This window comes from Streptomyces venezuelae, from assembly GCF_008642335.1.
Taxonomy (GTDB): Bacteria; Actinomycetota; Actinomycetes; order Streptomycetales; family Streptomycetaceae; genus Streptomyces; species Streptomyces venezuelae_F.
In genome coordinates, this window is sequence record NZ_CP029191.1 from 733795 (window position 1) to 755407 (window position 21613).

The window sequence follows — 21613 nt, forward strand, 5'->3', positions numbered from 1 at the left end:
CAGGAGTTCCAGGGCCGTCTCGTCCTGCGGTGCTCGCTCCACTGTTCCGCTTCCCCCGAGATGCGCGTGGTGAGAGGACAAGGATCCAGGGGCGCGGTCCTCCGCGCACCCCTCGTCACGTAATCTCCCCCTCCCGTGTTCTTCCCCGCCGCCGCCCTGCCTTACCCGGTCGGTGGCACGGGTGTCGGTGGCCCGTGCGAGGATGAGGCAGCGCGCCGGGCGGGCGCGCCGGGGATGCCGAGGCAGAAGGGCCGGACCGGGCGTGAGCGACAATCAGAACCTCCTGGCCGAGCAGCGCCGGGCTCTGATCCTGGACGAGGTGCGCCGCCGCGGCGGGGTCCGGGTCAACGAACTCACCCGCAAGCTCGGCGTGTCCGACATGACGGTCCGCCGTGACCTCGACGCGCTGGCCCGCCAGGGCGTCCTGGAGAAGGTGCACGGCGGCGCGGTCCCGGTGGTGGAGGCGAGCACGCACGAGCCGGGGTTCGAGGCCAAGTCGGGTCTCGAACTGACCGCCAAGGAGGACATCGCGCGGACCGCGGCGTCCCTGGTGGCGCCCGGCACGGCGATCGCCCTCTCCGGGGGTACGACGACGTATGCGCTGGCGCACCACCTGCTTGACGTGCCGGATCTGACGGTGGTCACGAACTCGGTGCGGGTGGCGGACGTCTTCCACTCCGCGCAGCGCACCTCGGGCCAGCGGCAGGGCGCGGCGACGGTCGTGCTGACCGGTGGTGTGCGGACCCCGTCGGACTCGCTGGTCGGTCCGGTCGCGGACCAGGCGATCGGGGCGCTCCACTTCGACGTGCTCTTCCTCGGTGTGCACGGCATATCGCTGGAGGCGGGCCTGTCGACGCCGAACCTCGCCGAGGCGGAGACCAACCGGCGACTGGTGCAGTCGGCGCGGCGCGTGGTGGTCGTCGCCGACCACACCAAGTGGGGGACGGTGGGGCTGAGTTCGTTCGCCTCGCTCTCGCAGGTCGACACGCTGGTGACGGACGCCGGGCTGCCGCCCGAGGCGCACGTGGACATCTCCGAGCACGTGAACCGGGTCGTGGTGACGGGTGAGCGCGCGCCGTCCCTCGAGATCCCGGACGAGAACTCCGAGGCCGACGCAGACATCTGACGGGCCGCCAGCTAGGGTGGCGGCGCCCGGTCAACCGTCACGTTCCGCTGGGGGCAGAGTCCGATGGCACACCGACTGAGCCCCGTGGGGCTCGACTTCGTCGCATCCGCTCCGGTGCGTCTGGTCTTCACGCGCGAGGTGAGCGCGCCTCCGGAAGCGGTGTACGCGGCGCTGGCCCACGACGTGACGGGCTGGCCGCAGTGGTTCACCGCGGTCACCCTGTGCCGGCTGACCGGGGGCGGCACGGGCCGCGAGGTCCGGCTCAAGGGCGGCACGCGCTTCCAGGAGTCGATACTGGCGGCGGACGGCCCCGAGCGTTACGTGTACCGCGTCGACCGGACGAATGCGCCCGGTCTGCGCGCCCTCGTCGAGGAGTGGCAGCTCTCCCCGGTGGACGGCGGCACCGGAACGGGCGCCGGTCCCGGCACCCGCGTGCAGTGGACCTTCGCCATGGACGGCGCGGCGCCCCTGCGCGGCGCCCTGAAGCTCGGCCGGGCGGGGCTCGGCCGGGCGTTCCGGGACGCCGTGACAGCCCTGGACGAGCGGCTCGCCGCGCGGGCGGCGTGACCCGCCCGGAGAGTCACCGTGTCCGCTACTCGGGCCACGCCCCCGTCCCGAGGAGCGTCTCGATGGCCTGTGCGTAGGGCGTGATGTCCAGTCCCTGTTCGGCCAGCCACGCGTCGGAGTAGTACCTGTCCAGATAGCGGTCGCCGGGGTCGCAGATCAGGGTGACGACACTGCCCGTGCGCCCCGCTGCCACCATCTCCGCGACGATCTTCAGCGCGCTCCACAGGCCCGTGCCGGTCGAGCCGCCCGCCTTGCGGCCGATGGCCTTCTCCAGGGCGCGAACCGCGGCGACGGACGCCGCGTCCGGCACCTTCATCATGCGGTCGATCGCGCCGGGCACGAAGCTCGGCTCCATGCGGGGCCTGCCGATGCCCTCGATGCGGGAGCCGCAGTCGCTCGTCGCGTCCGGGTCGTTCTTCGTCCAGCCGTCGAAGAAACAGGAGTTCTCCGGGTCGGCGACGCAGATGCTGGTGTCGTGCTGCATGTAGTGGACGTAGCGCGCGATGGTCGCCGAGGTGCCTCCGGTGCCCGCCGTGGCGACGATCCACGCGGGCTCGGGGTAGCGCTCAAGACGCAGCTGCTGGTAGATCGATTCGGCGATGTTGTTGTTGCCCCGCCAGTCGGTGGCCCGTTCCGCGTAGGTGAACTGGTCCATGTAGTGGCCGCCCGTCTGGACGGCGAGGGCGGCGGACTCCGCGTACATCGTGCGCGGGTCGTCCACGAAGTGGCACCGGCCGCCGTGGAATTCGATGAGACGAATCTTCTCGGCGCTGGTCGTGCGGGGCATCACCGCGATGAAGGGCACCCCGATCAGCTTCGCGAAGTACGCCTCGGAGACGGCCGTGGATCCGCTGGACGCCTCGATGACCGGGCGGTCGGGCCGGATCCAGCCGTTGCACAGGCCGTAGAGGAAGAGCGAGCGGGCGAGGCGGTGCTTGAGGCTGCCGGTGGGGTGGGTCGACTCGTCCTTGAGGTACAGGTCGATGCCCCAGTGTTCGGGCAGCGGGAAGCGCAGCAGGTGGGTGTCGGCCGAACGGTTGGCGTCCGCCTGGACCTTGCGGACGGCTTCTTTGAGCCATGCGCGGTACGTCGCGTCGCTGTGGTCGACGTCGAGCGTCGGCATGGGTTCGTCGGCTCGAAACTGCTGGGGGGTGCTCACGGCGGGGCTCCTTCGCGTCGTGCCGGACGCGATTCGACGCGGCCGTACACCTCGATCTTAAACACCTCCATCACCCTTCTCACCTGCATAAACACACCTTTGAGCACCTCAAAGGAGCAGCCGTGACAGCCTTGGGCAGAGCTTGACGGCGCGCCGTCAACGGGTGTCCCGGAAGCCACGTACGGACGTCCCCGTACGTACTGGTGCTCGACGCTTTGGACGTGCAGACTTCACGGCACGGGGCAGCAGTCCCGAGTCGGAGCGATTCACCCGAAACGCACTAGGGGGCGGAGTGCCATGGCGGAGCCGGAGTTCACGGCCACGGGCGTGCGGATCGGGCGGCGCTTGCGCTCCCTCACCCGTGCCGGTCAGGTCCGCATCGCCGACGGCAGGCTGGAGTTGCTGACCAGTTACGGCACGGAGATCGACAGCGCGCCGCTGCAGGCGGTGCGCACCGGCAAGCCCTGGTTCGCCCCGGACGACCGCGCTCTCGCCGAAGTGAACGGCACCCGCTACCGGCTCACGCTCGCCGACCACGAACCACGCCCCGGCGAAGCGGGTCCGCCGACGGTGCGCAGGTTCATCGAGGCGGTGCGCGACGCCACGGAACACCGGGTCCGACGGAGCTGACCGGACCCTTCGGCACGACGCGCGAGTTGCATGCCCGCACCCCCTGGGTCACTCTGGTCTCACATCACTCTGGGTTTACCGGCGATGACGCTGCGAACCAGCCCCGCCGGCCATACAGCAGGCGGCAGACCACGCGGCCCCTGCTGGATCCGATCGTCGTCTTCTTCCGGACCTCAATTCGGGGAGTCGCAGCCGTGATCAGCCAGCCAAGCAGGCATTGCACGGTAGAGCTCCAAGCCCTGCCGTCGCGGATCGGCCAGGTCCGCAGAATCGTATCTGCGCAGTTGCGCTACTGGCATCTCGATCCCTTGATAGACCAGGCCGCCCTCGGTGTGACGGAGCTTCTCACCAACGTCCACCGGCACGCCGAGCCGGACAAGATGTGCACCGTGGAGATCGAGCTGCTGCTCGACCGTCTCACGGTCTCCGTCCACGACCACGATCCCCGCCTTCCCGAACTCCGTGAATCCGATCCCTTCGCCACCTGTGGCAGGGGGCTCGCGATGGTCGCGGCGGTGAGCGAGAGCTGGGGTGTGCGGCCGCAGGGCGACGCGGGAAAGGTCGTGTGGTTCACGCTCCCCGCGGTGTCCCCGGCGGTGGCCCTCGCTCCGTATCCCGTGTACGGGGCGGCAGAGAAGACTCCCGCCCGGTCGGCCGTTGTCGGCTGACCGGGCGGTGATCGTCCCCACCGTGTGGCGGGGCAGCCATCGGCCGCGAGGTCTCACTCGGTGGCGATGGCGCTCAGCACGTCGAGACGCGCCGCCCGCCGAGCCGGACGCAGGCCCGCCAACGCTCCCGCCGTCAGGCCCACCAGGGCGACCACGACCAGCTGCACCGGCGGTACGGCGAACGCGAAGGCGCTCTCCGTCGTGCTGTCGGACGCCTTGACGAGCACCCACCCGAGGAAGCCGCCGAGCGCGAGCCCGCCCGCCGTGCCGAAGGCGGCGACGAGCACCGACTCCCAGCGGACCATGGCGCGCAGCTGCGCCCTGGTCTGGCCGACCGCGCGCAGCAGACCCAGCTCGCGGGTGCGTTCGTGGATGGCCAGGGTCAGCGTGTTGGCGATGCCGAGCAGCGCGATCAGCACGGCGAGGGCGAGCAGGGCGTAGACGAGGGTGAGCATCATGTCGATGCCGCTCGCGGAGGCCTCCGCGTACTCGGAGCGGGTCTGCACGTCCGGGTTTCCGAAGTCCCGCGCCGTCGCCGCGACCGCGGCCTTGCCTTCGGCGGTGCTCACGCCGTCCTTGAACGTGACGGAGACGACCGTGTCGGAGTCCTGTATGCGGTGCGGTGCCCAGGCCTCGCGGGTGATGACGTAGTCGCCCGCGAGCTCCGACCTGCCGTAGAGCGCGCGGACCGTGAAGGTCTCCTTCTCGCCGTCGGCGAAGGCGAGTTCGGTGCGCGATCCGACCTTGAGGTCCTGCTTCTCCGCCTCCGACCTGGTGATGGCGATGCCCCGGTCGCCGAGAGCGCTCAGCGAACCCTCGACGTCGCCGAGGTCGAAGGACCGGGCGAAGGGCTTCGGGTCGGTGACGGTGAGCGCGCGGCCCTCGCCGTCGACCTCCGCGGCGCCCTTGCCGAGGCCGACGGCGGTCTCGACCTCGGGCTGCTTCGCGAGGGCCGGGGCCAGCTTCGGGCTCAGGCCGCTGCCACCCGCGCCGAAGCCGGGGGTGCTCACCGCGACGTCCCCGGCGAAGGAGCGGTTCACCGTCTGGTCCATCGTGGCCTTCAGCGAGGCGCCGAAGACCGTGAAGAGCGAGACGACGGCGACGCCGATCATCAGCGCACTCGCGGTGGCGGCCGTCCGCTTCGGGCTGCGCAGGGCGTTGCGCCGGGCGAGGCCGCCGGTGACGCCGCGCAGCCGGTCGAGGGGCCCGCCGAGAACGCGTACGGCCCGCGAGGAGGCGACCGGGCCGAGCACCACGAAGGCGACGAGGGCGAGCACCGCTCCCCCGGCGGCGAGCCAGATGGAGGGGCTGACCAGGACGCCGGTGAGGGTGAGGCCCACGGCGGCGAGGGCGAGGCCCGTGCCGACGACGGCACGGCGGCGCGAGGCGCCGGAGTGGTCGACGGCCGTCTCGCGCAGCGCGGCGAGCGGTGCGGTGCGTCCGGCCCGTACGGCGGGCAGCAGCGCGGAGCCCAGGCAGACCAGGACACCGACGGCGAGCGGCAGCAGCATGGAGAGTGCGCTGATCACCAGGTCGCCCTCGGGAAAGGGGAATCCGATCGCCGGGAAGAGCGCCTGGAGTCCGGCGGCGACGCCGATGCCGCCCGCGAGACCCGCCGCCGACGCGATGACGGCGACGGCGCTCGCCTCGACGAGGGTCGACACCGTGACCTGACGGCGCGAGGCGCCGAGCGCGCGCAGGAGCGCGTTCTCGCGGGTGCGCTGGGCGACGACGATGGCGAAGGTGTTGTGGATGCTGAACGTGGCGACCAGCAGGGCCACTCCGGAGAACACCAGCAGGAGCGTGGTGAAGACCGAGAGGAACTGGCCGGAGATGTTCTCGGTGCTCTCCGTGGCCGATGCCTCACCGGTGATGGCCTCAACTCCCTTGGGCAGTACGGGCGTCAGCGCGTCGACGAGCTCCTGCTGACTGACGCCGGGGCCGGCCCGCACCCGGATGGCGGAGGCTTCGCCGGGCCTCGGGGTGAGGTACTTCTCGGCGTCGGCGCGCGTCATGCCCGTGAAGGTGGTCTGCGCCATGCCGTCCTCGCCGCCGAAGGTCGCGAGGCCCACGATGCGCACCCGCACGGGGTCCGGGGTGCGCAGGGTCGTCGTGTCGCCGATCTTCAGGTTACCCGTCTCGGCGGCGCCGCGGTTGACGATGACCTCGCCCGGCCCGGACGGGGCGCGGCCTTCGGCGAGTCGGTACGCGTTCAGCTCACTGTCGTCGATCCAGTTGCCCGCGAGGGTGGGCGGGCCCTGTCCCCCGATGGGTTCGCCGTCCTTGCCGAGGAGCTGGCCCGCGCCCTGGATGTCGGGCGCGGCGGCGGCCACTTGGCCGGTCTTCTCGATCGTCTCGACGAGGTCGGTGTCGACCGGTGCGCGGGTGCCCTGAGTGTCGTCCGGGGTGGTGATGGTGGCGGCGCTGCGGACGACGGCGTCGGTGCCGCTCGTGGCATTGCCGAACATCGTGTCGAAGCCGGCGCGCAGCGTGTCGCCCATGACGAGGGTGCCCGCGAGGAAGGCGACGCCGAGCAGGACGGCGAGGAACGTACCGGCGAAGCGCCGCCTGTGGCCGCGCAGCGAGGAGGCGCTGAGCCGTACGGCGGCGGTCAGGGAGTCCATGGCTGCGGCTCCTTCGTGCCGGGCCGCGCGCCGGGTGAGGAGGGCGGAGCGGCGGAGTGCGTGAGGGCGGGCGCGGCGGGAGCCGGCTGCCGTGCGTCGAACGCCTTCATCCGGTCCAGGACCCGGTCGGCCGTCGGGGACTCCATCCGGTCCACGAGGCGTCCGTCGGCGAGGAAGACGACCTCGTCGGCGTGGGCGGCGGCCACCGGGTCGTGCGTGACCATGACGACGGTGCGGCCCATCTGCCGTACCGCGCGGCCGAGCAGGTTCAGGACCTCCTCGCCGGAGCGCGAGTCGAGGTTGCCGGTCGGTTCGTCGGCGAAGACGACGTCGGGGCGTCCGGCGAACGCCCGTGCCACGGCGACGCGTTGCTGCTGGCCACCGGAGAGTTCGGCGGGCCGGTGGTGGAGCCGGTCGCGGAGGCCGACGACATCGATGAGGGCGTCGGCCCACTCACGGTCGCCGCGAACTCCGGCGAGGTCCAGGGGCAGGGTGATGTTCTCGGCGACGGTCAGCGTCGGCACGAGGTTGAATGCCTGGAAGACGAAGCCGACGCGGTCGCGCCGCAGCAGGGTGAGACGTCGGTCGTCCAGCTTCCCGAGCTCCGTGTCACCGATGTACGCGGCGCCCGAGGTGAGTGTGTCCAGGCCCGCCGCGCAGTGCATCAGGGTGGACTTGCCGGACCCGGACGGGCCCATGATCGCGGTGAAGTGTCCGGCACCGAACTCGACGCTCACCCCGTCCAGGGCCCGTACGGCGGTGTCCCCGCTCCCGTACACCTTCACGGCGGCGGCGACGCGGGCGGCGCCGGTGTCCACAGGCCTCGCGGCCCGTCCGGTGGCGGTGCTCATGCCGGGCCGCCCTTCGAGGTGCGGCCGAACTCCTCGTTGAGGACGGTCAGCCTGCGCCAGTACTCGTCCTCGTCGATCTCGCCGGAGGCGAAGCGGCGGCCGAGCACGGCGATGGGCGAGTTCTCGTCGACGGCGGTGTGCCCGGCGTGCCCCAGGGGCCCGGCGGGTCCGCCCATCCCCCGGAACGGGCCGCGGCGGCCGCGCCACACGGTGCGGCGGAGCAGGGTGAAGGCGCCGACGACGACGGCCGCCCAGATCAGCGGGAAGAACAGGATCCACGGGCCGGGCCCACCGTCCCAGTGCGCCAGGGTCTGCATCTGAACTCATCTCCTCCGAAGCGGTTTCTGCGATGCCTCCAACCTCGCCCCGGGGGTGCCCTCACGTCGTCGTACGGCCAGCGGCACCGCGCGTACCACCGCGGGAGTACACCGGACCGCCGCGGATACGCCCGATCCGATCGCACGGCCACTGGATCTCTGTACCTACTAGTATGTACAGTGGCTTCATGAGCACTCCGGAGCGTCTGATCGAGTCCACCCGCGAGCTGCTGTGGGAGCGGGGGTACGTCGGCACGAGCCCCAAGGCCATCCAGCAGCACGCGGGCGCGGGCCAGGGCAGCATGTACCACCACTTCGCCGGCAAGCCCGACCTCGCGCTCGCCGCGATCCGACGTACCGCCGAGGAGATGCGCGCCACGGCCGAGGCGGTCCTGGGCGGCGACGGACCGGCGTACGCGCGCATCGAGTCGTATCTGCTGCGCGAGCGCGACGTGCTGAGGGGCTGCCCGGTCGGGCGGCTCACGATGGATCCGGACGTCATCGCCAGTGACGAGCTGCGCGCACCCGTCACCGAGACCCTCGACTGGCTGCGCGACCGGATCGCCGGAATCGTCGAAGAGGGGCGCGCCCAGGGCGAGTTCACGGACGCGCTCGTTCCGCAGGACATCGCGTCGACGGTCGTCGCGACGGTGCAGGGCGGCTACGTCCTTGCGCGGTCGTCCGGTTCGCCGGCCGCGTTCGACACGGCGGTGCGGGGACTGCTCGCGCTGCTCGCGGCGGCCCGCACTTCCGCCGCCCGCTCCTGAACCCAGTCGACCTTCGCCCAATAAGGATGCGTACGTTGCACATCACCCGGAACCGGCCCGACACCCTGCGGGGACCCGCCGAGAACTTCACCGGCACCGTCTGGCTCGACGAGATAGCCGCGCCCGACGCCCCGTCCCGCCTGCGCATGTTCACCGTCCACTTCGCCCCCGGCGCCCGCACGGCCTGGCACCGCCACCCGCACGGCCAGGTCCTGCACGTGACCGAGGGCGAGGGGCTCGTGCAGCGCGAGGGCGGCCCGGTCGAGCCGATCAGGGCCGGTGACACGGTGTGGATCGAGCCCGGCGAGTCGCACTGGCACGGCGCGGGACCGCGCACGTTCATGACGCACCTGGCCGTGGTCGAGGCGGCGGCCGACGGCACGACGACCGAGTGGGGCGACCTGGTCGACACCCACGACTGCGCCGCCGCCTGAGCCCGCCGCGGAAGGGAGTACGCGATGCATGCGATGCAGTACGAGATCACCCTGCCCGCCGACTACGACATGGGGGTCATCCGCCACCGGGTCGAGTCGAAGGGCCACCTCCTGGACGACTTTCCCGGTCTCGGTTTCAAGGCGTACCTGATGCGGGAGCGCGGCAAGGACGACTCGCCGGTGAACCAGTACGCACCGTTCTACCTGTGGAACACGGCCGAGGGCATGAACGCGTTCCTCTGGGGGCCCGGATTCCGGGGGCTGAGCGAGGACTTCGGGCGGCCGGTGGTGCAGCACTGGACGACCCTCGCGTACGAGGAGGGGCCCGCGTCGGGAGCCGTGCCGAGGACCGCCGTCCGCCGTCGGCAGCGCATCCCGGAGGCGACGCCCCTGCCGGGACTCGCGGCCGAACTCGCCGCGGAGGCGGGCCGCTCGGCGCGGACCGAGGGAGCGGTGAGCGCGCTGACCGCGGTCGATCCGCGGGCCTGGGAGGCCGTGCACTTCTCGCTCTGGGAGAGTGATGCGCCGCAGGGGGTCGGTGACGTCTTCCAGGTGCTGCACGTCTCGGCGCCGGAGCGGGGCGACCTGCGCCGGGGGCGGCAGTGGTGAGCGGGTCCGAGCGGATGCGGGCGGCTGCCCCGGCGGTTCATCGGGTCCGTACGGTCCTCGGGGATGCCTCACCCGAAGCTCTCGGCGTCTGCGACGCCCATGACCACCTCTTCCTGCGCAGCCCTCGACTCCCGGGCCAGGAGCTGGATTCGCCCTCCGCAGCGGCGGCGGAACTGGCCGCGTTCCGTGAGGCGGGCGGGCAGAGCGTCATCCAGTGGACGCCCCACGGGATGGGCCGCCGCGCCGAACTGCTGCCGGAGCTGTCGAAGGCGTCGGGGGCCCGGGTCGTCGCGGCGACGGGGCTGCATCAAGCGGTCCACTACAGCGCGGAGACGCTGGACCGGCTGCGCGCGGACGGCCTCGCGGCGCTCTTCGTCCGCGAACTCACCGAAGGCATCGGGGAGTCCGGGGTGCGGGCGGGACTCATCAAGGTCGCGGGCGGGTTCCACGGCCTCGACGCGCACGCCCGCTGGACCATGACGGCGGCGGCCGAGGCGCACCACGCCACGGGCGCGCCCATCACCGTCCACCTGGAGCTGGGCACGGGCGCGCTCGACGTGCTCGACCTGCTCTGCGGCGAGTGCGGCGTACCGCCGCACCGCGTCGTCCTCGGCCACCTCAACCGCTCCCCCGACCTCACCGCCCACCTCCAGGCCGCCGAGTCGGGCGCGTATCTGGCCCTGGACGGCCCCTCCCGCGCCCACCACGCCACGGACTGGCGCATGCCGGACGCGGTGCGGGCGCTGGCCGACGCGGGGTTCGGCGACCGCCTGCTCCTGGGCGGCGACACGACGACGTCGGGGGCGCGGTCGGTGCACGGCGGCCCCGGCATGCCGTATCTGCTGCGGCGGGTGCGCCCGCGGCTCGCGACCGCCGTGGGCGATGAGCTGGTGGAGCAGATCCTGACGGTGAACCCGGGGCGGGCTTTCGGGGTGGACTGGGCTTAGGGACGTCGGCTTCAGCAAGGACGCCAGGGACGCCCGGGGACATCGCGTATTGCACTGGGCGTTCCAAAACCTGTACCGTCCTGCACATGGCCCGACCGAGGAGTTTCGACGAGGAGCGGGCCCTGGACGCGGCGATGCATGCCTTCTGGGCGAACGGCTACGAAGCCACCTCGACCCAGGACCTGTGCGAAGCCACCGGCCTGGGCCGCAGCAGCATCTACAACACGTTCACCAGCAAGCACGACCTGTTCCGGCGCGCCCTGACCCGGTACATGGACGGCATGAACGCCGGCCAGCTCCAGATCCTCGAAGACGTCGAGCGACCGGCGGCGGAGCGCGTGCGCGCACTGTTCGACCGGGTCATCGAAGGCGAGTTCCAGCAGCGCAGGGACGGCCACAGCATCGGCTGCCTCACGGTCAACACCACGGTCGAGCTCGCCGGGCGCGACCCGGAGGCCGCCGCACTGCTGGAGCGGGACCTCGCCGCGCGGCTCGCCGCTCTCGGCACCACGATCCGCGCCGGCCAGCAGGACGGCGACATCACGTCCGGACGCGACGCGGACACGCTCGCCCGTTACGTCAACGCCGTCATCGGCGGCATGCGGGTCTCCGCGCAGGGCGGCGCCGACCGGGCGACGCTCCAGGCGATCGCCGACACGGCGATGGACGCGCTCACGGGTCTCTAGCGGCACCGCACTTCCCCGCTTCTTGCACCTCGGCTCATCGCACCCTCTCGCACCCCGTCATGCCCTATTTCTGTACTGATCTATCCAAAACCTGTCCGACAGGAGTACTCCGTCATGCCTCGCGCCGTATACGTACTAGCACTCGGCATCTTCGCCATGGTGACCAGCGAATTCGTGGTCGCGGGACTGATGCAGCAGATGGCGGACGGTCTGGACGCCACGATCCCCGAGATCGGCTATCTCATCACCGCCTTCGCCGCGGCGATGGCACTCGGCGGGCCGCTCCTCACCGTCGCCGTGCTGAGGATGCGTCAGAAGTCGGCTCTGATGCTGCTGTTCGGCGTCTTCCTCGCGGGCAACGTGCTCGCCGCCCTCGCCCCCGACTACCGCACCATGCTGGTGGCCCGCGTCCTCACCGGTATCGCGTCGCAGGCGTTCTTCGGCGCCTCCATCTCGCTGGCCTCCCGGATCACCCGGCCCGAAGTGCGCGGCCGCGCCGTGGCGGTGGCCCTGAACGGGCTGATGCTGGGCACACTCCTCGGGCTGCCGTTCGCCACGGTCGTCGGTGAACACCTGGGCTGGCGCGCCGCGTTCTGGGCGATCACCGCGCTCACCGTACTCGCCGCGGCGGCCACGCTCGTCGGCGTACCGAGCGCGGACGGCGAGAGCGAGGAGCACAGCGGCCTCCGCAAGGAGCTGGGTGCCTTCCGCAGCCCCCGGCTGTGGCTCACCCTCACCACCAGCACGTTCGTGATCGGCGCGACCTTCTCCGCGTTCAGCTACCTCAACCCGATCCTCACCGAGCTCACGGGCTTCTCCACCGGGACGGTCCCGCTGCTGCTCATCGCGTACGGCGCCGCCACCGTCATCGGCAACACCGTCGTCGGCCGGCTCGCCGACCGGCGCGCCCTGCCCGTGCTCGTCGTCGGCCTGGCGCTCAACCTGGCCTTCCTCGTCGGGTTCGCGCTCTTCGCCGGACTGACCGTCCCCGCCGTCGTGTTCATGCTGGGCATCGGTCTCGTGGGCGTCACCATGAACCCGGCGCTGGTGACCCGCGTCCAGCGCGTCGGCAACGCGCGGTCCCTGGTGAACACCGTCCACTCGTCGTTCATCACGCTCGGCATCATCATCGCCACCTCCGTCGGCGGCCCCGCCATCGACACGTTCGGGCTGCGCGCGCCGCTGTGGATCGGCGCCGGGCTGGCCGTGCTCGGCCTGTTCTCCCTCGTACCCGACCTGCGGCGCCGGGCCGCCACGGCCCGCCTGGAGCCGGCCGCGCCGTCAGGGCCTGTGTCATGACCTCGGCTCTCAGACGTCTGACGGCTTCTTCGCACCGAAGAGCCAGGTGTCGAACAGCTCGGACAGGTCCTTGCCCGACTTCTCCTCGCACAGGTCGATGAACTGCCGGGTGTCGGCGTTCCCATGGCGGTAGCGCTTCGTCCAGGTGTGGAGGATGTCGTAGAAGGTGTCGTCGCCGACGGCCTTACGCACCTGGTGCACGACCATGGCGCCCCGGCCGTAGACGGGCGAGTCCGACATGCGTCCCCCGCTGGGCGGCGCGGCGGGCGGGAAGTCCCAGATCCCCTCGCTCTCCGGGTGCGTGCCGTCGTAGAACTCCTCGAAGGTCTTCTGCGCGGGCTTGCCGTCCTGGTCCTCCTGCCAGAGCCACTCCGCGTACGTGGCGAGACCCTCGCTGAGCCACAGGTCCTTCCACGCGCGCGGGGTGACCGAGTTGCCGAACCACTGGTGCGCCATCTCGTGCACCATCAGCGTCTCGTCGGGTGCCTCTTCGAAGTACGGCTTGGTCTGGGTCTCCAGGGCGTAGTCGAGCCCGGGGAGGTGGTCGACGACGGCGCCCGCGGAGGAGAAGGGGTAGGGCCCGAAGTTCTCGGTGGCCCAGTCGAGGATGTCGGGGACCAACTCCTCGACGTCCTCGGCGTCTTCGCTCTCGTCCGGGTCGACGGCGATGTAGAGGGGCACGCCGTCGGAGGTCTTGCCCTTGTGCACCTCGAAGTAGCCGACGGTGACGTTGGCGACGTACGTCGCCATGGGCTCCTTCGTCCGCCAGCGCCGGGTGACGCGGTCGCCCTTGTCCTGCTCCTTCGTCAACTCCCCGTTGCTCACGACGTCGTAGGGGTCGCCGTCCTCGTCCTTGGGGACGGTGACGGCGATGTCGTACGTCGCCTTGTCCGAGGGGTGGTGGTTGCCGGGGAACCACGTCATGGAGCCGGACGGCTGGCCGAGGGCGGTCGAGCCGTCGTCCGTCTCGATCCAGCCCTCCAGGCCGCCGTCCGCGCCCTCGATCGTCTTCGGGGTGCCGTCGTAGGTGACGGTGGTCTTGAAGGTGTCCCCGTCGCCGAGCGCCTCGGCGGGCGTCACCGTCAGTTCGTTCCCCGAGCGGCTGAAGCGGGCCTTGGTCCCGTTCACCGTGGCGGCGCGCACCTTCAGACCTGCCAGGTCGAGGTTGAAGCGGCTGAGACCCTGGGTGGCGCGGGCGGTGATGACCGCGGTGCCCTTGAGACGGTTGGTGTCGGGGACGTAGTCGAGGTCGAGGGCGTAGTGGGAGACGTCGTAACCCCCGTTGCCGAGAGCGGGAGTCAGGGCGTCCTTGACGCCGCTCGCTCCAGGACGGGCCGCCGGGGCGCCGTCGCCGCCGGTGCAGGCGGTGGCCGCGAGGAGCAGCAGCGCCGCGAGGAGCGCGGTCCGTTCCCTCGGCGTGCGTCGCGTCGTCACGAGGTTCCGCTCCCCGCCCGGCGCTTGCGGCGCGCCGTCACCGCTCCCGCGCCGATCGCCGCCACGACGGCGGTCGCACCGGCTCCGGCCGCGATGCCCGCGCCGAAGCCGGGCCCGCTCTCCGCGGCCTCCCCGGACTCGGCCGCCACCTTCACCTTCCCCTTGAGCACGATCGGGGGGTAGTCGCACACGTACTCCTGCTCCCCTTCGCCGACGCAGTCCGCGTCCTTGTGGCGCAGGGTGACCTTCACGTCGTACGTACCCGGCCGGACGTTCTCCTTGATGCGGCCCGCGCCCACCCACGCGCGGCCCGAGTCCCCCAGGACCGTGTCATCGGTCAGCGCGGGGCTGGAGACGTCCACCGCTGTCGGGTGGGGGTTGCCGGGACGTTCCTTCACCGTGATGTCCACGACATCGCCCGCTCCCGCGGGGCCTCCCACGGACACGTAGCCCCGTCCCGGGAACGGCAGGGTGTCGCCGTGGGCCGCACCCGCGGCCCCAAGAAGCAGCAGGGGTACGGCAATTACGACATATCCGCTACGTGCGGACAGAGAAGTGAAGTTGTCCATATGTCCTCCAGTCCGCCATAGTTCTACGATCATGACTCATATTGGCGCGGTCACGCCACAAAGGGTGACCCGCCTCTCGTCTTATGTGGGGGAAAACGACCATGCATGTGCGCAGAGCGCTGGGCGTCGCGGCGGGGGCCGCGGCACTGATCCTGCTGCCGGGCCTGCCGGCGTACGCGGAACCCGGCGATCCGACGCCCCCGGGGGAGACCACAGCGGCGCAGCGGCCCGCCGCCCCTCCGGCCACCGTCCCGCCGACTTCCGTCCCGCCGACTCCCGTCCCGGCCCACGGTGACGAGGACGCGCGCGGGTTCACACCGGCCGACGCCGACGACTACTGGACCCCGGAGCGTATGCGGGAGGCCCGGCCCGTGCAGGAGCAGGAGGACAAGCGGTTCTCCGTCCCGACCCGGATGCCGCGCTCCGCCAGCCGGCCCTTCGAGGGGCTGCCGATCGTCGGCACCTTCTTCTGGAACGACGGCACCAACACCGGCCGCTTCTGCGGCGGCACCGTCGTGAAGAGTCCCGGCAAGAACCTCGTGATGAGCGCCGGGCACTGCTTCGACGACCAGGACGCGCGCAAGAACCTGACGTTCGTCCCGCAGTACGACGACGGCAAGAAGCCGCACGGCGCCTTCACCGTCAAGCCCGGACGCATCTACGTCGACAAGCGGTACCTGGCCAAGGGCCCCGACGCCGCGGCCGACCTCGACTTCAACTTCCTGCAGCTCGAACCGCGCGGCGGCAAGAACGTCGAGGACGTGGTCGGCGGCGCCGAGCTGAAGATCAACGCGGGGTACGACCACTCCCCGGTCCGTCTGATCGGCTACCCGGCCAACCAGAAGCGCCCGCTGGACTGCACGGACAAGACCGTCCGCTACAACAGCACCGACCCGAAGATCCCCGGCAGCTTCCTGCGCATCCAGTGCGACAAGTACTCCGGTGGCGCCTCGGGCGGCCCGTTCCTCATCAAGCAGGGCAACGGCTGGGGGCTCATCGGCGTCATCGGGGGCTGGAAGACCGGTGGCGACAAGGACGACATCTCGTACAGCTCGTACCTCGACGGCGACGCCAAGGCGCTGTACGACGACGCGGTCAACAACCGGCCGCCGGCCGGCCGCGGTGTCCTGGGCAAGGCCGAGACCTGGAAGCACGCCGAGGCCATGGCCGGTGGCTACTTCACCGACGGCAACCCCGGCACGTGGGACTACTCCGACCTCATAGTGCGCTGGTCCGACGGCGAGGTCACCCTGTTCCGCGGCGCGGGCGAGGACGCCGACAACTTCGACAAGGAGATCCGCCTCACCGGCCCCAACGGCACCTGGAAGCACGCGGCCACCATGGCGTCCGGCGACTTCACCGGCGCCGACCGCGACGACCTCATCGTCCGCTGGTCCGACGGCGAACTGACGCTCTACCCGGACGTCGACGAGAAGGGCTTCCACGGCGAGGTCCAGCTCCAGAAGCCCAACGGGCTCTGGAAGAACGCCACTTCCATCACGGGCGGCCGCTACACGAGCGACAACAAGTGGTCCGACGACCTCCTGGTCCGCTGGAGCGACGGCGAAGTCACCCTCTACACCAACGTCAACCGCGACGGCTTCCACGGCGAGAAGAAGCTCGCCGCGCCCAACGGCACCTGGAAGCACGCCTCGACGCTCACCTCGGGCGACTTCACCGGCAACGACCAGCACGACCTGATGGTCCGCTGGACCGACGGCGAGCTGACGCTCTACAAGGACATCGACCAGAACGGTTTCCACGGCGAGACGCAGCTCAAGAAGCCCAACCGCCTCTGGGAGCACGCCACGGTCCTGGCCGCGGGCGACTACACGGAGAACCGCCACCCGGACGACTTCCTGGTGCGCTGGTCCGACGGCGAGGTGTCCATGTACCCGGACGCCGACGAGACGGGCCTGAACCGCGAGATCACCCTGGTGTATCCGCCGGCCTGATGAGCGCGGGGGCCGGCAGGCGTGAGGGCAGCCCAGCGGTCCCCACCGTCTGCTGCTCCTCCTGGACCGTCGTCGCGCCGGTCGCCACCACGCTCCCGCCGACGAGGAGCGCCACGGCCGCCGCGAGGCCGACGACCGCGAGGCGCGGTCGCTTCCACTGCCGCTGCCGCTGCCGTCCGTCTCGTACGGGCGGCAGCGGTCGTTCCGCGGCGGGTGCGGGCGGTCGCGGGGCCGCCACGAGTTCTCGGCGGGCGGCCACCCACCGGCGGGTGTCGTCGACACCGAGCCCGCACGCGGCGAGGTAGGCGACGAGGACGGCCTCGCGGGGCAAGCGGTCCCGGCGGAGCATGGTCGCCGCCGTCGAGTACGGCAGCACCTCGCCCGCCGCGGCGGCCGCCCGCTCCAGCTCCCGGTAGCTGAGGCCCGACCAGGCCTTGAGGCGGCGCAGCTCGGCCATGAAGGCGGCTTCTCCGTCGGGGCTCGCCGGGTGCGGCTGGTGCGGCGGCGCGGGCGGTGACATCGGGGACGTCATGTGGGGTTCCTCCGGTTCGGCGTACTCCGCTGACCTGCACGTACAGAAACTCGCACACTGTCGAACAGCTCATCCGTTGAGCGAGTGGCGCGGCGGCGGTCAGCCTCGGCCTCGTATCTGTCGTCGCTGTGTTGGAGTCCCGCGTGAATCGCTTCGGTTCCCTCGTGCTGTTGCTCGTGCTCACGCCCGCCTTCGCCGGGTGCTCAAATGTCCGTACCGGGGCCGGGGACGGGGACGGGGACAGTGCCGGGAAGGCGGCGAGAGGGGTGTCGGCCTCGTCGGAGCGGGTCGACCCCGCTGTGGACCGCTTCCTCGACCGCGCCCTGCCCAAGGGGCCCGGCATCACCGTGGCCGCCGCCCGCGGCGACGAGCTCGGGCACTGTGCGGGGCGCGGTCTCGCCGACCGCGCGGCGAAGACCCCCGCCACGTGCGACACCGTGTACGACGTCATGTCGATCACGAAGCAGTTCACCGCCGCCGCCGTCCTGAAGCTGGAGATGGCGGGCGAGCTGCGGGTCACCGACCGGATCGACCGGTACCTCGGCCCCGTCCCTGAGGACAAGCGGAACATCACCCTCCACCAGCTCCTCACGCACACGGCCGGCCTGCCCGAGGGCCTCGGCGACGACTACGAGCCGGTGTCGCGCGCGGAGATGCTCGCCGGAGCGATGCAGGCACGGCTGCGCTCGGCGCCCGGCAAGGAGTTCCACTACTCGAACGTCGGCTACAGCCTGCTGGCCGCGGTCGTCGAGAAGGTCTCCGGGCGGAGCTACGAGCGTTTCCTCGCGGAGCACCTGTTCCGGCCCGCCGGAATGACCCGCACCGGCTATGTGCTGCCCGACTGGGACCGCGCGCAGGTCGCCGTCGAGTACGACCGGCACGGGCGGGCGCAGGGGCGGCCGATGGATCACCCGTGGGCGCCCGACGGCCCGAACTGGAATCTGCGCGGCAACGGCGGAATGCTCTCCACCGCCCGGGACATGTTCCGCTGGCACCGCGCCCTCACCGGCGACACCGTCCTCTCCGCGGCCGCGAAGCGGAAGCTGTTCGCCCCGCGGGTGCGGGTGCCGGAGCTGGACGGTTCGTACGGCTACGGATGGGTCGTCGTCGACTCCGACGACGGCCGGGTGGCCTGGCACGACGGGGGCGACGACTGGTCGCTGGCGACGGTCGCGGAGTACCGACGTGAGCGGATCATGGTGTTCTGGGTGAGCAATCACGCGTACCAGAAGGGGAAGTGGAATCTGGAGGACGGCCAGCTGGAACTGTCCCGCGGGGTGGCCGAGCGCGTGCGGCGGTCCGGTTGAGAGTGGCGGCTGTCCGGTTGAGGGTGGCAGCGGCCCGGTTGAGGGTCGCGGCTGTCCGGTCGAGGGTCGCGGCGTCGGGATCGCGAGGGCGCCGCCCTACCCCAACGCCCCCAGCGGATCGTCGAGCACCGGCTGCCAGGCCAACTCAGCCGCGCCCACCAGGCTGTTGTGGTCCAGCGTGCACGCCAGGATCGGTACGCCGCCGCTCCGGCCCCACAGGCTCCGGTCCGCGACGACCGCGCGCAGACGTTCCGGGTCCGCCTCCAGGAGGGCGCGGTGCAGGCCGCCCAGGATGATGCGGTCGGGGTTGAGGATGTTGACGAGGCCCGCGAGTCCGAGGCCGAGCCGGTCGATGAGGGCCTCGGCGGCGGAGCGCACGGAGGGGTCGTCGTAGGCGCCGCGGAGCAGTTCGCGGGCCTGCACGAGCAGCCCCTCGGGGCCCGGCTCGCGGCCCGCCGCCGTCAGGAAGGCCAAGGGGTCCGTCTCGACGTCAAGGCAGCCCCGGCTGCCGCAGTAGCAGGGGCGTCCCTCGGAGTTCACGGTGAGGTGCCCCACCTCCAGGGCGAGGCCCGAACTCCCGGTGTGCAGGCGGCCGTCGAGGACGAGGGCACCGCCCACGCCCCGGTGCCCGGTCGCCACGCACAGCAGGTCCCGCGCGCCGCGGCCCGCGCCGTGGCGGTGCTCGGCGATCGCGGCGAGGTTCACGTCGTTGCCCGCGAAGGCGGGACCTTCGATGCCCGCGTCCCGTACGCACTCCGCGAAGATCTCGCTGACCGGCGCGCCCGCGGGCCACGCCAGGTGCAGCGGGTTGAGGGCGGTGCCCTCCGGCTCGGCGACCGCGGACGGCACGGCGAGACCCGCGCCCACGCACCGCCGCCCGGTCTCGCGCAGCAGCCGCGCGCCCGCGTCGACGACCGCACCGAGGACCTGCGCGGGGTCGGCGTCGACGGTCTCGCAGCCCGGCGCCGTGGCCACGATGCCCCCGCCGAGCCCGACCAGCGCGGCCCTGAACCCGTCGGCGTGCACCTGCGCGGCGAGCGCGACAGGGCCTTCCTCCGCGACGGCGAGCCGGTGCGAGGGCCTGCCCTGCGAGCCAGCGGCCGCGCTCGGCTTCGCGTCGATCCGGATCAGTCCGAGCGCCTCCAGCTCGGCCGCGACCGCGCCCGCCGTGGCGCGGGTGACGCCCAGCTCCGCGGTGAGCACGGCACGGGTGGGGGCGCGCCCGGTGTGGACCAGTTCGAGCGCGGGGCCCAGCGCGCCGCGCCCTCGCTCCAGGCGGGTACGCGTGGTCACTTCCCCCTCGGCACGGGGGTCAGCCTTGCCGTTCATGAGGGCGAGTCTCCCATGATCCGTACACGGGCCCGCCGTTCCCTCGTCATCCGCTCGTTCCTCCCCCGCACCGTCGCGCACTCGTCTTGTCCGCGCCCCTCGCGCACCCCTACCCTGACTTTGTGCCGCTCAGAAACAAAATCGGGACCGCGGCATCGCGGCCCTCCCCCACACCTCCCGACCTCCGCCGCCTCCGCGTCATCCTCACGATCTTCTTCGCCCTGGACGGATTCATCTTCGCCGGATGGGTCGTCCGCATCCCGGCCATCAAGGACCAGACGGGCGCGTCGGCCAGCGATCTGGGGCTCGCGCTGCTCGGGGTCTCCGTCGGCGCGGTGATCACGATGACGCTGACCGGGCGGCTCTGCCGCCGCTTCGGCACCCACCCCGTCACCGTCGCGTGCGGCGTGCTGCTCTCCCTCAGCGTCGCCCTGCCTCCCCTGACGCACTCGGCACCGGCCCTCGGCGCGGTGCTGCTGATCTTCGGAGCGGCGTACGGAGGGATCAACGTCGCCTTCAACAGCGCCGCCGTCGACCTCGTGGCCGCGCTGCGGCGCCCGATCATGCCCAGCTTCCACGCGGCGTTCAGCCTCGGCGGCATGGCCGGCGCGGGGCTCGGCGGAGTGATCGCCGGCTCCCTCTCCCCCACGCGCCACCTGCTCGGCCTCACCGTGATCGGCCTGCTCGTCACGGCCGTGGCCGGACGCGCCCTCCTGCGCATCGAGCCTCCGGCACCCGCGGAGAGCCGGAGCAGCCCGGACGCGAACCGCGACGCCGCCCCGGACAGCGGCCCCCGCCGCCTCGACACCCGCACCCGCCGTCTCGTCCTCGTCTTCGGTCTCATCGCGCTCTGCACCGCCTTCGGCGAGGGCGCGCTCGCCGACTGGGGCGCCCTCCACCTCGAACAGGGCCTGGCCGCCCACCCGGGCCTCGCGGCCGCCGGCTACTCCTGCTTCGCCCTGGCCATGACCCTCGGCCGGCTCAGCGGGACCACCCTGCTCGAACGCCTCGGACAGACCCCGATACTCGTCGCCGGCGGCGCCACGGCCGCCGCCGGCATGCTGCTCGGCGCGCTCGCCCCGACGGTCTGGCTCGCGCTCATCGGCTTCGCCGTCACCGGTCTCGGGCTAGCCAACATCTTCCCCGTCGCCATCGAGCGCGCGGGCGCGCTCGCGGGACCCAACGGTGTCGCCACCGCATCCACCCTCGGCTATGGCGGCATGCTCCTCGGCCCGCCCGCCATCGGCTTCATGGCCGACTGGTTCACCCTGCCGACCGCTCTCACCAGCGTGGCCGTGCTCGCGGGCCTCGCCGCCGTGATCGGCTACACGACGCGCCACCGATGAAGGGCCGTACGCCTGCGCGTCCTGCCACGTACTGCGGAGTCCTGAGAAGGAAGTGACCCGAGCACATCACGCCGGGCGCCACGTCAACCCCTATATCCGGCCATCCGGCCGACCCTTGCCGGAACGCGGCTTCTGTACAGCGGACGCCCGTTTCGCCAGCACGCGCGCGCCCGCCCGCCGTCACCCGACGCAAGCGGATGCCGATCGAGCTTCCAGAACTCATGAGGACCGGCCAATCTCTGAGTAATGCATCGAAAATAATGTTTTACAAGCGGTGTTCCCAGGAATTAAGGTGAGCGCTCAACTAGAGACGGCTTGCTGGTATCTGGGAATTCAAGGTCGGACCCTTTGATTGATCCGTCTGATTGATCCGTACCGTCCGATCGCAAGCCGGTCAGTCAAAACGGGGAGAGTGTAAAGGCATGTACGTGAAATTCCGTGAAGCCGCTCGGCACAC

General features: G+C 71.6%; 21 protein-coding genes. 13 read left to right on the forward strand and 8 right to left on the reverse strand.

The annotated features are described in order from the left end of the window. Positions 1-262 precede the first annotated feature (262 nt). Positions 263-1126: a DeoR/GlpR family DNA-binding transcription regulator gene (locus DEJ49_RS03220; protein WP_150182284.1), complete on the forward strand. Its 864-nt coding sequence runs from the start codon at positions 263-265 to the stop codon at positions 1124-1126. 63 nt (positions 1127-1189) lie between these two features. Next, entirely contained in the window at positions 1190-1693 is a 504-nt protein-coding gene (locus tag DEJ49_RS03225) for an SRPBCC family protein (RefSeq protein WP_150182285.1), read from the forward strand. 25 nt (positions 1694-1718) lie between these two features. On the opposite strand, the gene DEJ49_RS03230 is transcribed toward DEJ49_RS03225, so the two are convergent. Next, positions 1719-2816 carry a PLP-dependent cysteine synthase family protein gene (locus tag DEJ49_RS03230; protein ID WP_150188017.1) on the reverse strand — a complete coding sequence of 366 codons (1098 nt, stop codon included), beginning with the start codon at positions 2814-2816 and terminating at the stop codon, positions 1719-1721. A gap of 333 nt (positions 2817-3149) precedes the next feature. On the opposite strand from DEJ49_RS03230, the gene DEJ49_RS03235 reads away from it, so the two are divergent. Beyond that, positions 3150-3482: a hypothetical protein gene (locus DEJ49_RS03235; RefSeq protein WP_150182286.1), complete on the forward strand. Its 333-nt coding sequence runs from the start codon at positions 3150-3152 to the stop codon at positions 3480-3482. 194 nt (positions 3483-3676) lie between these two features. Next, complete coding sequence (locus tag DEJ49_RS03240) at positions 3677-4150, forward strand: ATP-binding protein (RefSeq protein ID WP_150182287.1); 474 nt, start codon at positions 3677-3679, stop codon at positions 4148-4150. Positions 4151-4203: 53 nt separating this feature from the next. Here DEJ49_RS03240 and DEJ49_RS03245 read toward each other — a convergent pair whose 3' ends face one another. From DEJ49_RS03245 to DEJ49_RS03255, 3 genes are read right to left on the reverse strand one after another with little or no spacing between them, the layout of a single operon-like run. Next, positions 4204-6765, reverse strand: coding sequence for an ABC transporter permease (locus tag DEJ49_RS03245; protein ID WP_150188018.1), 2562 nt, complete (start codon positions 6763-6765; stop codon positions 4204-4206). Then, complete coding sequence (locus DEJ49_RS03250) at positions 6762-7625, reverse strand: ABC transporter ATP-binding protein (RefSeq protein ID WP_223832706.1); 864 nt, start codon at positions 7623-7625, stop codon at positions 6762-6764. Before DEJ49_RS03250 ends, DEJ49_RS03245 begins: the two co-directional genes overlap by 4 nt. Beyond that, positions 7622-7942 (reverse strand): SHOCT domain-containing protein, encoded by a 321-nt coding sequence (locus DEJ49_RS03255; RefSeq protein WP_150182288.1) that lies wholly within the window; start codon positions 7940-7942, stop codon positions 7622-7624. The genes DEJ49_RS03250 and DEJ49_RS03255 overlap by 4 nt, the downstream gene beginning before the upstream one ends. Positions 7943-8115: 173 nt before the next feature. Here DEJ49_RS03255 and DEJ49_RS03260 point away from each other — a divergent pair, with 173 nt between their 5' ends. The 6 genes from DEJ49_RS03260 to DEJ49_RS03285 all read left to right on the forward strand — a co-directional run bounded on the left by DEJ49_RS03260 (position 8116) and on the right by DEJ49_RS03285 (position 12684). Beyond that, positions 8116-8709, forward strand: a complete 594-nt coding sequence (locus tag DEJ49_RS03260) for a TetR/AcrR family transcriptional regulator (RefSeq protein WP_150182289.1) — start codon at positions 8116-8118, stop codon at positions 8707-8709. Positions 8710-8744: 35 nt separating this feature from the next. Beyond that, positions 8745-9143: a cupin domain-containing protein gene (locus DEJ49_RS03265; protein ID WP_150182290.1), complete on the forward strand. Its 399-nt coding sequence runs from the start codon at positions 8745-8747 to the stop codon at positions 9141-9143. 24 nt (positions 9144-9167) lie between these two features. Then, positions 9168-9752 (forward strand): DUF4865 family protein, encoded by a 585-nt coding sequence (locus tag DEJ49_RS03270; protein WP_150182291.1) that lies wholly within the window; start codon positions 9168-9170, stop codon positions 9750-9752. Positions 9753-9766: 14 nt separating this feature from the next. Further along, complete coding sequence (locus tag DEJ49_RS03275; protein ID WP_150188019.1) at positions 9767-10699, forward strand: phosphotriesterase; 933 nt, start codon at positions 9767-9769, stop codon at positions 10697-10699. A gap of 86 nt (positions 10700-10785) precedes the next feature. Then, positions 10786-11385: a TetR/AcrR family transcriptional regulator gene (locus tag DEJ49_RS03280; protein ID WP_150182292.1), complete on the forward strand. Its 600-nt coding sequence runs from the start codon at positions 10786-10788 to the stop codon at positions 11383-11385. A gap of 114 nt (positions 11386-11499) precedes the next feature. Continuing rightward, a complete protein-coding gene (locus tag DEJ49_RS03285) occupies positions 11500-12684 on the forward strand; it encodes an MFS transporter (protein ID WP_150182293.1) in 1185 nt (394 codons plus the stop codon). A gap of 9 nt (positions 12685-12693) precedes the next feature. Here DEJ49_RS03285 and DEJ49_RS03290 read toward each other — a convergent pair whose 3' ends face one another. Together DEJ49_RS03290 and DEJ49_RS03295 are read right to left on the reverse strand one after the other, a co-directional pair. After that, complete coding sequence (locus tag DEJ49_RS03290) at positions 12694-14118, reverse strand: M1 family metallopeptidase (RefSeq protein ID WP_150182294.1); 1425 nt, start codon at positions 14116-14118, stop codon at positions 12694-12696. Beyond that, positions 14115-14528, reverse strand: coding sequence for a hypothetical protein (locus DEJ49_RS03295; RefSeq protein ID WP_150182295.1), 414 nt, complete (start codon positions 14526-14528; stop codon positions 14115-14117). Before DEJ49_RS03295 ends, DEJ49_RS03290 begins: the two co-directional genes overlap by 4 nt. Positions 14529-14788: 260 nt before the next feature. On the opposite strand from DEJ49_RS03295, the gene DEJ49_RS03300 reads away from it, so the two are divergent. Then, entirely contained in the window at positions 14789-16642 is a 1854-nt protein-coding gene (locus tag DEJ49_RS03300; protein WP_190329255.1) for a trypsin-like serine peptidase, read from the forward strand. Here the strand turns inward: DEJ49_RS03300 and DEJ49_RS03305 are convergent. After that, entirely contained in the window at positions 16617-17174 is a 558-nt protein-coding gene (locus tag DEJ49_RS03305; RefSeq protein WP_150182297.1) for a hypothetical protein, read from the reverse strand. The two genes, DEJ49_RS03300 and DEJ49_RS03305, sit on opposite strands and share 26 nt — an antisense overlap. Before the next feature lie 143 nt (positions 17175-17317). Here DEJ49_RS03305 and DEJ49_RS03310 point away from each other — a divergent pair, with 143 nt between their 5' ends. Further along, on the forward strand, positions 17318-18481 hold the full coding sequence (locus DEJ49_RS03310; RefSeq protein WP_223832707.1) for a serine hydrolase domain-containing protein: 1164 nt from the start codon (positions 17318-17320) through the stop codon (positions 18479-18481). A 96-nt stretch (positions 18482-18577) separates the two neighbouring features. Here DEJ49_RS03310 and DEJ49_RS03315 read toward each other — a convergent pair whose 3' ends face one another. Beyond that, entirely contained in the window at positions 18578-19810 is a 1233-nt protein-coding gene (locus DEJ49_RS03315) for an ROK family protein (protein ID WP_150182298.1), read from the reverse strand. 122 nt (positions 19811-19932) lie between these two features. On the opposite strand from DEJ49_RS03315, the gene DEJ49_RS03320 reads away from it, so the two are divergent. Then, positions 19933-21156, forward strand: a complete 1224-nt coding sequence (locus DEJ49_RS03320; protein ID WP_190329256.1) for an MFS transporter — start codon at positions 19933-19935, stop codon at positions 21154-21156. The last annotated feature ends 457 nt before the right edge of the window (positions 21157-21613 follow it).

Coding starts and splice junctions, on each gene's coding strand:
- DEJ49_RS03225 (WP_150182285.1), top strand. CDS start 1,190: ATGGCACACCGACTGAGCCCCGTGGGGCTCGACTTCGTCGCATCCGCT.
- DEJ49_RS03230 (WP_150188017.1), bottom strand. CDS start 2,816: ATGCCGACGCTCGACGTCGACCACAGCGACGCGACGTACCGCGCATGG.
- DEJ49_RS03235 (WP_150182286.1), top strand. CDS start 3,150: ATGGCGGAGCCGGAGTTCACGGCCACGGGCGTGCGGATCGGGCGGCGC.
- DEJ49_RS03250 (WP_223832706.1), bottom strand. CDS start 7,625: ATGAGCACCGCCACCGGACGGGCCGCGAGGCCTGTGGACACCGGCGCC.
- DEJ49_RS03255 (WP_150182288.1), bottom strand. CDS start 7,942: ATGCAGACCCTGGCGCACTGGGACGGTGGGCCCGGCCCGTGGATCCTG.
- DEJ49_RS03260 (WP_150182289.1), top strand. CDS start 8,116: ATGTACAGTGGCTTCATGAGCACTCCGGAGCGTCTGATCGAGTCCACC.
- DEJ49_RS03270 (WP_150182291.1), top strand. CDS start 9,168: ATGCATGCGATGCAGTACGAGATCACCCTGCCCGCCGACTACGACATG.
- DEJ49_RS03275 (WP_150188019.1), top strand. CDS start 9,767: ATGCGGGCGGCTGCCCCGGCGGTTCATCGGGTCCGTACGGTCCTCGGG.
- DEJ49_RS03280 (WP_150182292.1), top strand. CDS start 10,786: ATGGCCCGACCGAGGAGTTTCGACGAGGAGCGGGCCCTGGACGCGGCG.
- DEJ49_RS03285 (WP_150182293.1), top strand. CDS start 11,500: ATGCCTCGCGCCGTATACGTACTAGCACTCGGCATCTTCGCCATGGTG.
- DEJ49_RS03300 (WP_190329255.1), top strand. CDS start 14,789: ATGCATGTGCGCAGAGCGCTGGGCGTCGCGGCGGGGGCCGCGGCACTG.
- DEJ49_RS03305 (WP_150182297.1), bottom strand. CDS start 17,174: ATGACGTCCCCGATGTCACCGCCCGCGCCGCCGCACCAGCCGCACCCG.
- DEJ49_RS03315 (WP_150182298.1), bottom strand. CDS start 19,810: ATGAACGGCAAGGCTGACCCCCGTGCCGAGGGGGAAGTGACCACGCGT.